The sequence below is a fragment of the Variovorax sp. BGA-UO-ETr-C22 genome (assembly GCF_059567965.1).
The window spans coordinates 860,518-875,377 of sequence record NZ_JCAQPA010000010.1 but is presented as its reverse complement, the minus strand read 5'-3'; the positions used below and the strand labels follow the sequence as shown (position 1 = coordinate 875,377).

The window sequence follows — 14,860 nt, the reverse complement described above, 5'->3', positions numbered from 1 at the left end:
GTTTTCAACGACTTAGAACGAGGTCGCCTCGGGAATGTCCGGATCACGTAACGTCTTTTCGGCGAGTAAGTTACGAACTCGTAACGTCCACGATCCCAGACATGCAACGAAGAACGCTGCTTCAGGCGCTGCCGGCGTTGGCCGGTTGGAGCGCCGCCAACGCCGCCGATCGGCCGCGTATCCGCATCGGCTTGACTGCGGTGATCCTGGCTGACCAGGTCGCGTTTCTTTCGCGCTGGGGCAGCTACCTGTCCAGCCGGACCGGGGTGTCCGTGACCTTCTCCGCACGCGAGTCCTACCAAGAGATCCTGGACCTGCTGTTCGGCGGCCAGCTCGACGCTGCCTGGATCTGCGGCTATCCCTACGTGCTTCAGCAGGCGCGCCTCGAACTGCTGGCCGTGCCAATCTACGAGGACAAGCCTCTCTACCGCTCCTACCTCATCCGGCCCGCTGGCAAGAGCAATGGCATCGAGGGCTGGTCCGATTTGAAGGGCCGTGTGCTCGCGTACTCGGACCCTCTGTCCAACTCAGGGTGGTTGGTCCCTCAGGCGCAACTGCGCAGCGTGGGTCTTCTCCCCCGTGATTTGCGTCGCGGTTTCTTCGCCCACGGCCACCGCAACGTTGCGGAAGCCGTGGCCGCCCGATTGGCCGACGCCGGGTGCATCGACGGCTACGTGTGGGAGACGATGCGGCGCCAGAGGATGCTCGCTGCCGAGCGAACCGAGGTTGTCTGGCGGTCCGAACCGTATGGCTTTCCGCCGCTGGTGGTGCGCAAGGGAGCGCTTGGCGATCTGACCCAGCAGTTGCGATCTTCACTGCTTGCCATGGGCCAAGATGCAGAGGGCCGGGCTTTGCTGCAGGCGCTCAACCTTGATGGTTTCGCGCAAGAGTCGGGCAGCGTCTTCGCTTCGATCGAGAAGCTGGCGGCCGAGCAGGAACGCGTGAGCTGAAGCTATGCTCGGCCGCTTGCCCTACCGCTTCCAGATTCCCTTCGGGCTGGTGCTGGCCGTTGTGGTGTCGGCCCTGCTGGTATCGGCCGTTGCGGCCCAGATCTCAGCACGTTCGGTGCGGCAGGAAATTCTGTCGACGGTCAGGCAGTCCATGGTCCTGCTGAGTGCGCAGGCGCGGCCGTTGCTGGCATCCGAGGACACCTGGCGCGCCTTCACGCTACTGCGCGATACGGCGGCCTTGCTTCCGGGTGCCGAGCATGGACAGACACGGGGTGCGATCCTGGATGCAAAGGGCCGCTTCTTGGCAGGTTCCGATCCCTCACGGCTTGCCACCGGTGAACAGGCCCTTGGTCTTCAGACCGGAGCCAGGGTCACGCCCTCCGCCCAAGACATTCGAGGTCACGTGGAGTTGCCGGACCAGGCCGGAGATCTGACGCTGATCGAGCCTATCCAGAGCGAAGACGGCGAGGTGCTCGGATTCGTCTACGTGGAGGTCGACGCACCAGTGTTTGCGCCCGATTGGGTTGCGGTCGCCCAGCCAGCGCTCATCGGCGCCATGCTCGCGGCCGCGCTGCTCGTGCCAGCCGGCTGGTGGCTCGGAGAGCGCATGGGGCGCCCAATCGCTCGCATCGCCGATTGCATTGCCCGGATCGGCAACACGAGCGCCGCGCAACTGCAGACTGAGGTGCCCGAAGCCAAGGACCCGGAGCTCAACCGGATCGGCAACGCAGTGCGACGCCTGCTCTCGGAACTCGAGGTCAGGCAAGCGGCGGAGCAGCGCGCGCTGTCGGCGGAACGTCTTGCCGCTGTCGGTCGAATCACCGCAGCGGTCGCGCACGAGATCAACAATCCGCTGGCCGGCCTGCTCACGGCAGCCCAGACGCTGCGCATTCATGGCGCGTCTGAGGACGCACGCTTGCGAAGCATCGATCTCATTGATCGTGGCCTGAAGCAGATCCAGACGATGACGGCCGCGCTGCTGCCTCAGGCCCGTGTCGAGGATCGGGCGCTGCAACCGGGGGACGTGAATGATGTCATCACGCTGGTGCAGCCCGAAGCCGTCCGGCTGGGCGTCCACCTGACTCTCGAGATGGAGATCGCGTCTGCCTTTCGCGTTCCCTCGGCCGTGGTGCGACAGGTGCTGCTCAACCTGCTGCTGAACGCCATCAAGGCCGCCGGCAGTGGCGGCTTGGCGCATGCCGCAGTGCACGCCGATGCCCACACCGTGAAAGTCACCGTCAGCAACAGCGGCGCGCAACTGACGGCCGATGCGCTCGAAGCCCGACTGGCGTCGGAAGGCGGCAATGACCCGCGCGGCTTCGGCCTCTGGATCTGCCGTGAAATCGCGAACCGCTTCGGCGGTGACTTTGGCCTGCTGCACTCTCCCACCGCGGCAACTGAATTGTGTTTTTGGATCCCCAACCTGGAAGCAAATGAGCAAGTCACTCCTACTCGTTGAAGACGATCCGATCATGGGCGAGTCCCTACAGCAGCGCTTCGAGCTGGAGGGCTTCCAGGTGGTCTGGTGCCGCCGGCTGGCCGAAGCCGCCGGACGCATGGACGATCCGTGGGCCGCGATCATCAGTGACGTGCGCCTGCCGGATGGATTGGCCACCGAATGGTTCGCGGGTCTGTCGTCACAGATTCGTTCCGTGCCATGGTTTTTCCTGACGGGTTACGGCAGCGTCAACGATGCCGTCGCGGCGATTCGCTCGGGAGCGCGTGAGTACCTGACCAAACCCTTCGAGATCGAGCGCCTGGTCGCGCTCATCCACGCCGCAACGTCGTCAAGCCGCGCATCGAATGACGAGGCAGTGCTCGGCGTTTCGAGCGCCATGCGCAAGATCGAAGAGATGATCCGCAAGGTGGCGGGTCAGCGATCATCCGTGCTGCTGACCGGCGAATCCGGGGTCGGCAAGGAAGTAGCGGCGCAGTTTGTTCACAGTCTCGACCCACGCGGTGCCCAGGGCGATTTCATCGCCGTCAACTGCGCTGCCGTTCCCGAAAACATGATGGAGGCCGAGTTCTTCGGCTATGAGAAAGGCGCCTTCACGGGGGCACAACGGGCCCACAAGGGCTACCTCGAGAGAGCTCATGGCGGAACGCTGTTTCTCGACGAGGTCGGTGACCTTCCGCACCAGATGCAGGCGAAGCTTCTGCGTGCGCTGCAAGAGCGGTGCTTTTTCCGCCTTGGATCAGAGCGCACGACGCGTAGCGATTTCCGGGTGATTGCCGCGACCAATAGGGATCTCTATGCCGACATGCTGGCAGGCTCGTTTCGCGAAGATCTCTTTTACCGACTGGCCGTGATCAACCTGTGGCTGCCCCCGCTGCGCGAGCGACCGGAGGACATCCGCTGGCTTGCGGAGCGGATGCTGTCGCAGTTGACGCAGGAGCATGGCAGGCCCATCGCAGTCTCGGAGCCGTTCATGCGGGATGTACTCGGGCGCACATGGAATGGAAATGCCAGGCAGTTGCGTTCCTACCTAGAGCAAGCTGTCGTGCTCAGCGACCAGTGCGTGATCGACTTGCCATCAGGTGAATATGAAAGGCTAGGACTTCACTCCGAGCAGCGCGACGAGAGCGAGGTCTTCGTACCGCTTCAGGCGATGGTCGAGGAAGCGGAAAGGCGGCACATACAGCGTGCATTGGAACGTGCCGACGGCAGTGTCTCTGGGTCCGCTGACTTGCTGGGCATCAGCCGCAAGACTCTGTGGGAAAAGATGAAGCGCTTGAAGATTAGAGCGTCTGAAGCCGAGCTGAGCGACGCAAATTCGAGCGGAAAGTCAAAATCAGAAGCGGGATTTTAGGAAAGCCTGTTTCAAATCTGGAGGGTCCATCTGTTCAACCAGTCCCATTCGATCGTTCCGAATGCCCGAATGCCCGAATGCCCGAATGCCCGAATGCCCGAATGCCCGAATGCCGGCTTGGGCAGCGCTCCCAGCTCCAATGAACAAGTTAGTTTTCCGAAGCTGTTCTGGATGTACGGAGTCATTCGGGAAGCCTTGGCTCCGCACCATCATCGCCATGATGGGACACGCAGGCGACGGTGCTGGAGGAAGGCACCAAGCGGACCTGGAAGATCCCGTGTCTGGCGATGCAGGGCTATCACGGTGCAGAACGTCGCGACGAGCACGCTGCCTATGAGCCACCGCCGGAACCTGCCAGCGCGACAACCCATGCGCGCGAGTTCCAACGCGGAGACACCGTCACGTTCGATGACCGGGATGGTCGCAACATTACCGGCGTGATCGTGCGCATCAACCAGCGCACGGCCACCCTCGGCACCGGCGATGGCGGCACCTGGCGGGTTCCGTTCCATGCGCTGCGCCAGGTGCTCGACGTCTGAGCATCGTCGACTCCGTCAACCAGTCGAAGTCAAGAGGGCCTAGAGGCCGCGCTTACCTTGCTGCTGCAGTAGCTTGAGGTGCTCGGGCAGGCGTTGAATGAGGAGCCGAAACGAGCTTGGCAGCTCGTTGCAGGCATCCTCGATCAGGGGCGGGACAGCTGCGCCAAGTAGGCGATGGCTTGCGGCACGATGAGACCGTATTCTCCGAGCAGGCCACGGATCTGATTCGCCTGAGCCGTGCGCGCCTTGACGAAACCTTGACGAACGCGATGCAACGAGAGAACTGCCTGCTGCTCGATGTTCTTGATCGGCACGAAGCGCATCGACGGACGTGTGACCGCCTCGCAGATAGCCTCTGCGTCAGCCACATCGTTCTTGTTGCTCTTTACGTATGGCTTAACGAACTGCGGTGCCATCAATCTGACAGCGTGCCCCATGGTCTGCAACTTCCGCGCCCAGTGATGAGCGCTGGCACACGCCTCGATGCCTGCCAAGCATGCCGGTAAATTGGCGAAGAACGCCGCCACCTGGTCGCGTCTCAACTGTTTACGAAGCACATCCCTGCCGTGCTCGTTGACACCGTGGACCTGAAATACGTTCTTGGCCAAGTCGAGGCCGATCGTCGTAATCTGCATGATGGACGCCCCTTCCGGATCGAGGGGTGGCTGACACTTCCACTCTGGCCTGAAATGCCATTAAGAGCGGCTAACAAAACCCTGTCATCGCCAAGCGCGGGGCATGCGTTTGACGAGCGATGGGACGAATCAGAAACAAAGAAATCAGCGCGGCGCTGTACAAGAAGATTGCGCCATTGCTGCCCGTGGTGACACCTTCAGCCAAGGGCGGGCGGCCCGCCTGAGCGACGCGCAAGCTCTCAACGGCATCCTCTTCGTGCTGCGCACAGGCATTCCCTGGGAAGACCTCCCCCAAGAGTTGGGCTTTGGCAGTGGTATGACCTGCTGGCGGCGACTTCGCGACTGGCAAGCTGCAGGGGTGTGGCATGGCCTGCATCTGGCACTTCTGGGGGAACTGCGCAGCGCCGACAAGCTCGACTTCAGTCGCGTCAGCATGGACGGGGCCAGCGTGCCCAGCCCCCGGGGGGCCCGCACACGGGGCCCAACCCCACGGACCGGGGCAAGCTCGGCAGCAAGCGCCACCTCATCACGGACCGCCAGGGCATCCCACTGATCTTCTGCGTCACCGGGGCCATTCGCCACGATTCGGTGGTCTTCGAGGAGTTGGTCGACGCCCTGCCGCAGGTGGGTGGCAAGCGGGGCAGGCCGCGTCGAAGGCCCGGGAAATTGCATGCGGACAAGGGTTACGACTACGCGCGATGCCGTGCCCATCTCAAACGCCGCGGGATCAAGGATCGCATCGCCCGCAGAGGCATCGAACGCAATGATCGGCTCGGGCGCCACCGCTGGGTGGTCGAGCGCACTCACTCCTGGCTGGCTGCCTTCGGCAAGCTGCGCACCCGCTTCGAGCGTCGCATCGACGTTCATGTCGCGCTGCTTTCCCTGGCGTGTTGCGTCATCTGTGTTCGCACTCTTGCCACGTTTTGTTAGCCGCTCTAAGGGGTGGGGGCGTCCATCCCATTGCTTCACACCTAGAGGTGGAACTGGGAGCCCCATCTTGCAGGCGTAGGCCGGACGGATGCGCTTGCATAGCCGCGCCTTCCAAGTCCATTTTTCCAAGGTGGCCCCGCAAATAGCGTTGTCCTCGGCGTCCTGTTTATCGTCTCCCCGGATCACACGGGGGCAGGTTCACCCGGGCGCTAACCGGGGGGGCGCTTCACATGCCGCAAGGTCTTGCGACTCGCCGTCACCTCGATGCACAGATCCTGACCTTCCTTGAACACGATCTTGGTCTCGGAGTCGAGAAGCTCGGTCGCCAAGGTCGAATCGGGGCCGGCACGACGCTGTTGTTGGCAACCATGCGCAATGACGGGTTCGCAATGAAACTCGAGATGATCACTATGTGAATAACGATTATTCACATAGTGCTTGACTGGCTGCGGGGCGACGCCTACCATCGGCCAGCCTTCCTCTTGGAGGCGGACTGGATCAACTAGGAGTGAAAGATGAGTTCATGGACACGGCGCGGTTTTATCCAGACATCGGGCGGTGGACTCATCGCCAGTGCCTTAGCAAGTGGTTTGTGGGGGTGTGGCGCTCGCGAGAATCACGGGAGCGGAATTGTTATTGGGGGTGTATCTGAGGATGCAGGTCTTGATCCAAATCTGACAACAGCAACAGACTGGCTTGGGCTGCTGCTAAATATGTACGAGACGCTCGTAATTCGCGGTGCGGACGGCAACTTGTCCGCCGGCCTTGCAACCAGCTGGCGCCAGATTGATTCCAAGGTATGGGAATTCTCAATTCGAGAAGGGGTCAAATTTCATCAAGGCCAAGATTTCGGAGCCGAAGATGTGGTTTTTACCTATCAACGTATTCTTGACCCAAAAAATAGTATTCCTCAGCGTCCATATCTGAGTTCCATAGATAAGGTCGAAGCGATCGGGGGAGGGCTTAAAATAACTCTGAAGTATGCGGATCCCGCGTTTCTTCAAGGATTGCTGCTGGCTCCGATCATTTCGAGAAGCACAGCAGCGGGTAGCCTTGCTCGCAGCGCGAATGGCACGGGGCCGTACAGCCTCGTTGGATGGACGCCGGCGGATCGGTTGACGATGAAGGCGGCAGAAGGTTATTGGGGCGTTTCCCCGGCTGTAAAAAATGCGGTTTTCCGCTCCTTTCCAGAGGCGAGCAGTCTAGTAGCAGCGCTCCGCGCAAGCGAAGTTGATATCGCCATCAATTTGCAGCCTGACGTCGCTGCTGGACTTGACGGAGGTAATACTTTCACTGTCAGGTCAATCGCTACGGATAGAAGTGTCTACATCATCCTGGACAACGCCGTTAAGCCTCTGGATGATGCACGGGTCCGGCGCGCGATCAACATTGCCATTGATAGGACCTCGATTGCGAAAGACATCATGCTCGGCAATGCAACGCCCGTCGCAAACCAGGTCGGGCCGATGTATCGTGGCTATAACCCGGATCTGAAGCCAGTTTTTAATCCGCAATTGGCTCGGCAGCTGTTGACTGAGGCGGGATATCCAACCGGGGTGGAATTTACGTTGAATGCGCCTTCGGGTCGCTACGTGAAGGATCGGGAAGTAGCGGAGGCGCTCGTTGGTCAATGGGCGAAGGTGGGAATCCGAGTGAAGCTGCAACTGCAGGAATTCGGAACCATGATGACCCGATTCCGTGCCCATCAACTCAGTCCCGCTTATTTTATCGGCTACTCATTGCCCACCTGGGATTCCGGTCGCGCACTGCAAAGCTATTTCACGACTGATTTTCCTCAATCATATTTCAGAGATGCATCCCTTGAGGCCGAAATCAAAGAGGCCGTGATTATTAGTGATGAAGCTAAGCGTAGTGAGGCTTTGAGAAATATAAATAAACGACTCTATGATCAAGACGCGTTTGTCTATCTGTATCAACAGAAAGCGATCTATGGCATCGCCAATCGTTTAATGTGGAACCCGCGTTCGGACGAACGGGTCACGTTGTCGGATATCGGGCTTGCGAAATCATGATCGCAATTGTCCTGCGGCGAGTGATAGAGGCCGTAGCAATACTTTTTGGAATCTCAGTTGTCGTATTCGCTCTGCTACGACTGAGTGGCGATCCAGCCGCACTCATGCTCCCATTGGACGCATCTCAAGCTCAATACCTTGAGTTACGCCACCATATGGGAATTGACAGGCCAATACTGCAGCAGTATCTAACATTCGCATCGAACATACTGCATGGTGATTTTGGCGTGTCGATCCGAAGTTTTGAGCCAGCAATTGACCTGGTATTGGAGCGACTTCCCGCGACCATTTTGCTCACTTTCACGGCCATGGGCATCGCCTGTGCAGTGGCGTTTCCGGCTGGTATCGTCGCTGGCCTGAATAAGAACAAAGCCATTGACCGGATTGTCATGGGTTTTTCCGTCATCGGGCAGGGCATGCCAGTTTTTTGGCTAAGCCTGTTGCTTGTCCAGATTTTCTGTATTCAATTTCACCTTCTTCCAACGGCGGGCTACGGCACACTCTCACATCTAATTTTGCCCGCTTGTACTTTGGGGCTATATACCGCCGCGCGAATAGCGCGCTTGGTCCGTTCTGGCGTGATTGAGACTGTCGCCCAGGATTTTGTGCGCACCGGATATGCCAAAGGACTTCAGACTCGACACGTGATTGCACGTTACGTCCTCCGCAATGCAATGCTCCCGATTGTGACGGTGCTAGGTCTAGATTTCGCTGCTCTGCTCGGAGGGGCCGTCATCACTGAAACTATCTTTAGCTGGCCCGGCGTGGGACGCTTGACAGTTGAAGCTATCAGTCGCAGAGATTTTCCGGTTGTGCAGGCGAGCGTAATATTGCTGGCGACGATTTATGTCGTGGTGAATACGCTGGTTGACATCGCTTATCAGCTCATAGACCCAAGAATACGTCTCTCCTGAAGAATTGGCTGCCATGACAATGAAAATTACGGAAAAGCTATCGAGGCGCATATTACTTTTGCCCCGGGGGTGGAGTGAGTCTTCGGTGTTTATATTTGGGGCTGCATTTTTCCTCATTGGTTTAGTCTTTTTGGCCGCCTGCGCTCCCTGGGTTACCTCTTATGATCCGAACGCGCAAGACATTACTCAGCGCCTATTGCCTCCGCTAACAGAAACTCACTTCTTGGGAACAGATCAACTGGGTCGTGACATCTTAAGTCGAATAATCTATGGCGCTCGTATTTCTTTGGCCATCGGAATTGTCTCTGTATGCGTAGGTGGATCCATCGGCATTACTCTAGGTCTGCTGGCAGGATATTTTGGCGGATTCGTCGACGACGTCATTCGATGGCTGACAAACGTGTTTCTCGCTTTCCCCTTCATACTCCTCGTAATCACAGTTGTTGGAATTTTTGGTACAGGAATATTCCAGTTGATCGCTCTTCTTGGAATTGTAAGTTGGGCTGACTATGCGAAGGTGTTACGGGGCGAAGTGTTATCTGTCCGCGAACGTGACTATATCGAGGCTGCCCGAGCCACTGGTGCAAGTAACGCCAAGATTATGTTCCGTCATATTTTTCCAAATTGTGCGGCTCCCATAATCGTACTTGGAAGTTTTGAGGCTGCCAGGATGATTATCGTATCGGCGGGACTGGATTTCCTTGGCCTGGGTGTTCCACCTGATATTCCGTCTTGGGGCGCTATGTTGGCAGATGGACGAACTTACCTCCAGTCGGCTTGGTGGCTCGCAACATTTCCGGGTGTAGCAATCCTGCTTGTTGTGGTGTCGCTCAATCTACTTGGTGATTTAGTCCGAGATAAATTGGATCCACGCAGTAGTTAAGCACATAGCCTTAACATCAACCAAATATAAATGTGTATATGAATCCTTGTGATTTGCATAAGTCTTCTCTCATCGTCGACGCCTGCGCCCCTATTCTTCGGAATTGTGATTTCGCTGACTTGTGGATTGAAGGTGGTGCAACATGCGCACTTGCGACGCTTGCGCTTCACGACGACACGCGTGCATCGACTTTGAGTTCAATAGGTCAACTACAGAAACAAATTCGTCAGCGTAATGACCTTTTCCTTGGTCGCAGCGTATCTGATATCCGCTCTGCTAAGGCGAATGGAAAATTCGTTATTGTCATCATGTTCCAGAGCAGTGCGGCGCTTGATGGGGATACGAATATGATCGACATCTATTATCAGCTTGGTGTTCGGTCTATAAATCTTGCTTACAATCAGACAGAAGCCGCTGCAGATGGCTGCATGGAACCTCGTGATGGCGGATTGTCCCGTTTTGGTCGGCAGGTCATTGCAGAGATGAATCGGGTCGGTATGCTGTTGGATCTTTCGCATACTGGTTATCGCAGCACGATGGAGGCGATGGAACTGTCCGCTTCACCGGTTGTCTTTACCCATTCGAATGCGAAAGCCATTTATGACCATCCCCGAAACTTACGGGATGATCAAATTATTAAATGTGCTGCCGCTGGTGGAGTTATTGGCTTGAATGGTCATCCAGCGTTTGTCAAGGCCAATAGCGCCGCGCCTTCGATCGACGATTATCTAGCCCATCTTGACTATATGGTCGAAAAAGCGGGGATTGACCATGTCGGCATTGGGCTCGATTTTTCCCAGCCGCCGGGGGAGCAAATGTCGGCTGAGCGCTATCAGCGCATGATTAAGAATGAGGTGTGGACTGCAGCGACTCTCCCGCCGCCACCGTGGAGTTATCCAATTCGCGATGCTCGTCACCTCGAGGTATTGACCGAGAGTCTAGTCAAGAGGGGATGGAGTGAGACCGACGTTCACAAAGTTTTGGGCGAAAATTTTCTTCGGCTTTTTCAAGAAGTGTGGAAATAAGTATGAAGAAAAAGCAGTCTATCCTCAATGAGAACGCGGAGAGCATCGGCGCTGCCCCCGTTCTTGTTGTCGAAGGTTTGCGTACCGTTCTCAGGACACCGAAAGGTTCGACTCCACTGGTCGACGGGGTAAGTTTCGTACTTCATCGCGGTGAAACCCTTGGGATTGTTGGGGAGTCAGGCTCCGGGAAAACACTGACCGCGCTGAGCATCATGCGGCTCATCTCCGCCCCCCTTGAAATAGAGGCAGGCGAAATTACCCTCCGTTCACGTGGAGAGGTGGTTGATCTTGTGCGCGTGCCGCCCGCAAAGATGCGGACGATTCGTGGCAACCAAATTGCCATGATCTTTCAAGATCCGATGACCTCACTTAATCCGATCCTGTCGGTTGGGTTTCAGTTGGCGGAAGGCATTATTGCTCACGGCCATCAATTGGCGGGAAAAATCCGTGAGCAAGTGCAATCTCTGCTGGCACGAGTTGGGATTCCCGCCCCTGCGGAGCGAGCCAATGATTATCCACACCAGTTCAGTGGTGGAATGCGACAACGGATTATGGTTGCCATGGGGTTGGCAAATGATCCGGCGGTAATCATCGCTGACGAACCAACGACTGCACTTGACGTAACGGTACAGGCTCAAATCCTGAAACTGATTGATGATCTGGCTAAGCAGAACGACACCGGTACGCTGTTAATTACCCACAATTTGGCGATCGTTGCTCAATTGTGCTCACGTATTATTGTGATGTATATGGGTCGAATTGTTGAGGAGGGCGGAGTAGATGATATTTTCGAGAACCCGCAGCATCCCTATACTCATCTCTTGCTGCGTGCAATTCCGCGTTTAGACGGAGACAGGTTTGAGCCACTCGCCAATATTCCAGGTTCTCCGCCAATGCATTCTCACATGCCGTCCGGGTGCAAGTTTGCACCACGATGCCCATATTGTTTGGAAAAATGCACCGTTGAAGAGCCGGAGTTAGAGAGACTTGATTCAGGGCGAAGTGTTCGGTGCTGGGTGAGGATGGAAAATGCAATTGAGGCGTTTACTGCCGAAGGGGCAACACTGTGACACAGGTCATTAGCGAAATGGAGATTATGACTCTCCAGGATGTTAAAAGACACATCCAAATTGGTGGGTGGCTAAGCAAGAAAAGCGTAAAGGCAGTCGACGGCGTTTCCTTGGTGATTCGACGAGGAGAAACACTTGGTTTGGTGGGCGAGTCTGGTTGTGGTAAGTCGACATTGGGGCGAATTTTGGCCCAACTTCAGGCGCCAACTTCCGGTCAGGTCAATTTTCTTGGGAAGAATTTGACGGCTCTGACGGCCAGAAAACTGAGGCATTTTCGCAAGGAAATTCAATTTATATTGCAAGACCCCTTTGCATCGCTAAATCCTCGTATGCGGATTGGTGAGATCATTGAGGAGCCATTGCGAAATTTTCAGATGGGCTCGGCATCTGAGATAGCATCCCGCCGTCAAGAAATTATGGAAATTTGTGGGCTGCCAACAGCCTTCTGCGATCGATTTCCACATCAACTCTCTGGAGGGCAGCGGCAGCGAGTCGGTATTGCCCGTGCACTTATTCTCGAGCCGAAGCTCGTCATAGCAGATGAACCAATTTCTGCACTAGACGTCTCGATTCAAGCTCAGATATTAAACCTTTTCGTCGATCTTCGACGAAGATTGAATTTGACGCTAATTTTCATTTCACATGATTTAGCGGCGGTGCGTTACATTAGTGACCGAATTGCTGTCATGTATCTAGGTAAGTTGGTCGAACTCGGGCCTTCAATAGATATTTGTGCCACCCCGCAGCATCCGTACACGGCTGCGCTGTTGAGCGCTAGTCCTATACCAAATCCAAAAATAGAGCGTCAACGTAAATGCATACCGATCAATGGTGAAATGCCTTCCCCGATTTCGCCTCCAAGAGGTTGCCGCTTTCATACGCGCTGCCCTATTGCCCGTTTTCCAAGATGTATAGAGGAGGAGCCATTGTTGAATCCAACTGAAGTTCGCGGTCGTAGTGTCGCGTGCCATTTTCCGGGAGAGCTCAGCCTCCCTGTGTCAAATTAAGTCAATTTTTAGAGGTACTCCCAGGCCTCAATTTTCTATAGTCCCGCCAAATAGTGAAGGCATGCGAGAAACATGAATTCCGGTCGTTATATCAACGCATCCCTTGAAAAGGGTTTGGCGGTACTCGAGGAAATTGTTGCCATTAATAAGGAAGCAACCGTTTCACTTATTTCAGAGCGCACTGGAATTGACTACAGCACAACGCATCGACTGCTGGCGACTTTGGAAAAGCACGGCTACGTTGAGCGTGATTCAAATAGCAAAAAATTTCAACCCGGCAGGGGCTTGCGGCGCCTTGATCCATCCACTCGCTCAAATTCTGCTTTGATCGAGGCCGCCCATTCCGTACTTCAGCGATTGGCCGAGGAGACTGGCGAAACCGCGACGTTGTCGCGACGAGATGGAACGGTGTTGGTAATGCTGGCGATTGAGCAGGGTCGAAATTATCTAACTATTAGAACTCGCCCTGGTGATACTTATCCTATCCATTGCGCGGCATCGGGAAAGGCTATCTTAGCCGGGATGAATGCCGAAGAACGAGAGCGCCTTCTGGCGCGAATTGATCTTGATCCATTGACTGATTTCACAATTAAAAATCTACCAACGCTTGTACAGCAGTTCGAGGAGATACAGAAAAGCGGCTATTCGATTAACTATGAGGAACATGTAATGGGCGTCTCGGCAATAGCGGCCTCCATCCATGATGCATCGGAAAGAGTTATAGCGGCCATTTGCATCACGGTGCCGACAGCTCGTTTGCCAGAGGAGAATAGCATTGCCTCTTTTGCTGGAAAGATCGTGGAGGCAGCGAACGAGGTTTCCGAAAGACTACGGGCTTTAAAAATATCAGGCAACGAAAATAATCAGCGAGTTATTTGAGTTCAGCAAAGCACCGAAGGGGGGCGCATTAGATGTAGCCTGATTTGGGTGGCGAACATTTCAGATTGTCTTCCACGTCGCTTTAGTGTGCAGGGGCTAATCTGCCCGGGTAAAAAATAGAATAAAAAGACAAAATGCTATTTTTTATCTCCATCAAAACTTAATCGGAAAATATTCGATATTGTCGCGCGCCGATTTTTCTGGATTTGTTAAGGCGGAGAAATAGATAAGCATTGCTGACAGTGTTGGATTTTTTCTTGACGCCTAGTTAGGGGCGTTGCTTTTTAAGACCGCGCCTGGAAATGAGTCTCGCCATTGTGAGTTCATTTGGTGCGATCCTTTGTTCAACGGAAAATTTTATGACCCTTCACGTAGCCAAAGACGCGGACACAAAAGCAGGCACGATTGTTATTGGCGTTACCGGGTGCAATCGTATCGTCGGCGATCATGTTTATCATGCGACGCCGGCACGCTATTCCATCGCGCTTGCGATGGTACCCAATTTTCTGCCTGTCATCGTCCCTCCCATTGGAAAGCATGCCACGCTATTGATTGATCATATCGATGGATTGCTTTTGACGGGAAGTCGGAGCAATGTATCGCCGGCTCGATATGGCGTTTTGGAAGATTTGACTCCCGATCTTCATGACCTGGAAAGGGATGAAACGACGTTGGGATTGCTGAGAGCTGCAATAGAGCGGGGGATTCCCGTACTCGCTATCTGTCGAGGGCTTCAAGAACTGAATGTCGCTTACGGTGGCACTCTTCATCAAAAGGTGCAGGACCTACCGGGAAGACTTGATCATCGAGGCCAAGGTGAAACACTCGACGTTCGTTATGGTCCTCGCCACGAGGTTACCTTATCCGGTCAGCTAAGAGCAATCGTGGCAAATGAGAAGATCCAAGTGAATTCGATTCATCAACAAGCAATAGCGACACCTGCTTCGAACCTTGTGGTCGAGGCTTACGCGCCTGACGGAACTATTGAAGCAGTCAGGGTAAGGAACGCCTCGACCTTCGCCTTTGGCGTTCAATGGCACCCAGAATGGGACTGCGTTTCCAACCCTGACAGTCATGCCATTTTCGACAAATTTCGTGAAGCGTGCATTGAATATGCTAGTAACAAGAATCCAGTCTAGAAGATGTACTGAAGCTCGTCTGAAATATTCGACCAATGCATTGCCG

13 protein-coding genes and 2 pseudogenes are annotated in these 14,860 nt (G+C 55.3%); 13 read left to right on the top strand and 2 right to left on the bottom strand.

The genetic code is table 11. The features are described from left to right. Nucleotides 1-101: 101 nt before the first annotated feature. The 4 genes from AC57B8_RS17510 (at nucleotide 102) to AC57B8_RS17495 (ending at nucleotide 4,299) form a co-directional block, all read left to right on the top strand. Nucleotides 102-950: a substrate-binding domain-containing protein gene (locus AC57B8_RS17510; protein ID WP_496480273.1), complete on the top strand. Its 849-nt coding sequence runs from the start codon at nucleotides 102-104 to the stop codon at nucleotides 948-950. 16 nt (nucleotides 951-966) lie between these two features. Next, nucleotides 967-2,409 carry a sensor histidine kinase gene (locus AC57B8_RS17505; protein WP_496480272.1) on the top strand — a complete coding sequence of 481 codons (1,443 nt, stop codon included), beginning with the start codon at nucleotides 967-969 and terminating at the stop codon, nucleotides 2,407-2,409. Beyond that, nucleotides 2,384-3,760, top strand: coding sequence for a sigma-54-dependent transcriptional regulator (locus AC57B8_RS17500; RefSeq protein WP_496480271.1), 1,377 nt, complete (start codon nucleotides 2,384-2,386; stop codon nucleotides 3,758-3,760). Before AC57B8_RS17505 ends, AC57B8_RS17500 begins: the two co-directional genes overlap by 26 nt. 239 nt (nucleotides 3,761-3,999) lie before the next feature. Continuing rightward, nucleotides 4,000-4,299, top strand: a complete 300-nt coding sequence (locus tag AC57B8_RS17495) for a hypothetical protein (protein ID WP_496480270.1) — start codon at nucleotides 4,000-4,002, stop codon at nucleotides 4,297-4,299. Between the two features lie 57 nt (nucleotides 4,300-4,356). Here the strand turns inward: AC57B8_RS17495 and AC57B8_RS17490 are convergent. Then, nucleotides 4,357-4,934, bottom strand: a pseudogene (locus AC57B8_RS17490) (IS110 family RNA-guided transposase); the annotation flags it as partial. Nucleotides 4,935-5,053: 119 nt separating this feature from the next. On the opposite strand from AC57B8_RS17490, the pseudogene AC57B8_RS17485 reads away from it, so the two are divergent. Continuing rightward, nucleotides 5,054-5,864: pseudogene (locus AC57B8_RS17485) on the top strand (IS5 family transposase). 209 nt (nucleotides 5,865-6,073) lie between these two features. Here AC57B8_RS17485 and AC57B8_RS17480 read toward each other — a convergent pair. Continuing rightward, complete coding sequence (locus tag AC57B8_RS17480; RefSeq protein WP_496480269.1) at nucleotides 6,074-6,331, bottom strand: hypothetical protein; 258 nt, start codon at nucleotides 6,329-6,331, stop codon at nucleotides 6,074-6,076. A 48-nt stretch (nucleotides 6,332-6,379) separates the two neighbouring features. Here AC57B8_RS17480 and AC57B8_RS17475 point away from each other — a divergent pair, with 48 nt between their 5' ends. From AC57B8_RS17475 to AC57B8_RS17440, 8 genes are all read left to right on the top strand, one after another. Continuing rightward, on the top strand, nucleotides 6,380-7,897 hold the full coding sequence (locus AC57B8_RS17475; RefSeq protein ID WP_496480268.1) for an ABC transporter substrate-binding protein: 1,518 nt from the start codon (nucleotides 6,380-6,382) through the stop codon (nucleotides 7,895-7,897). Further along, the gene (locus AC57B8_RS17470) at nucleotides 7,894-8,811 is read left to right on the top strand and encodes an ABC transporter permease (RefSeq protein WP_496480267.1); all 918 of its coding nucleotides are present in this window, start codon (nucleotides 7,894-7,896) and stop codon (nucleotides 8,809-8,811) included. The genes AC57B8_RS17475 and AC57B8_RS17470 overlap by 4 nt, the downstream gene beginning before the upstream one ends. A 13-nt stretch (nucleotides 8,812-8,824) precedes the next feature. Next, the gene (locus AC57B8_RS17465) at nucleotides 8,825-9,694 is read left to right on the top strand and encodes an ABC transporter permease (protein WP_496480266.1); all 870 of its coding nucleotides are present in this window, start codon (nucleotides 8,825-8,827) and stop codon (nucleotides 9,692-9,694) included. A 38-nt stretch (nucleotides 9,695-9,732) separates the two neighbouring features. Next, nucleotides 9,733-10,719: a dipeptidase gene (locus AC57B8_RS17460; protein WP_496480265.1), complete on the top strand. Its 987-nt coding sequence runs from the start codon at nucleotides 9,733-9,735 to the stop codon at nucleotides 10,717-10,719. 2 nt (nucleotides 10,720-10,721) lie between these two features. After that, nucleotides 10,722-11,789 (top strand): ABC transporter ATP-binding protein, encoded by a 1,068-nt coding sequence (locus tag AC57B8_RS17455; RefSeq protein ID WP_496480264.1) that lies wholly within the window; start codon nucleotides 10,722-10,724, stop codon nucleotides 11,787-11,789. Further along, nucleotides 11,786-12,796 (top strand): ABC transporter ATP-binding protein, encoded by a 1,011-nt coding sequence (locus AC57B8_RS17450; RefSeq protein WP_496480263.1) that lies wholly within the window; start codon nucleotides 11,786-11,788, stop codon nucleotides 12,794-12,796. The genes AC57B8_RS17455 and AC57B8_RS17450 overlap by 4 nt, the downstream gene beginning before the upstream one ends. Before the next feature lie 72 nt (nucleotides 12,797-12,868). Then, entirely contained in the window at nucleotides 12,869-13,675 is an 807-nt protein-coding gene (locus AC57B8_RS17445) for an IclR family transcriptional regulator (RefSeq protein WP_496480262.1), read from the top strand. Between the two features lie 302 nt (nucleotides 13,676-13,977). After that, complete coding sequence (locus tag AC57B8_RS17440; RefSeq protein ID WP_496480261.1) at nucleotides 13,978-14,814, top strand: gamma-glutamyl-gamma-aminobutyrate hydrolase family protein; 837 nt, start codon at nucleotides 13,978-13,980, stop codon at nucleotides 14,812-14,814. Nucleotides 14,815-14,860: the final 46 nt, after the last annotated feature.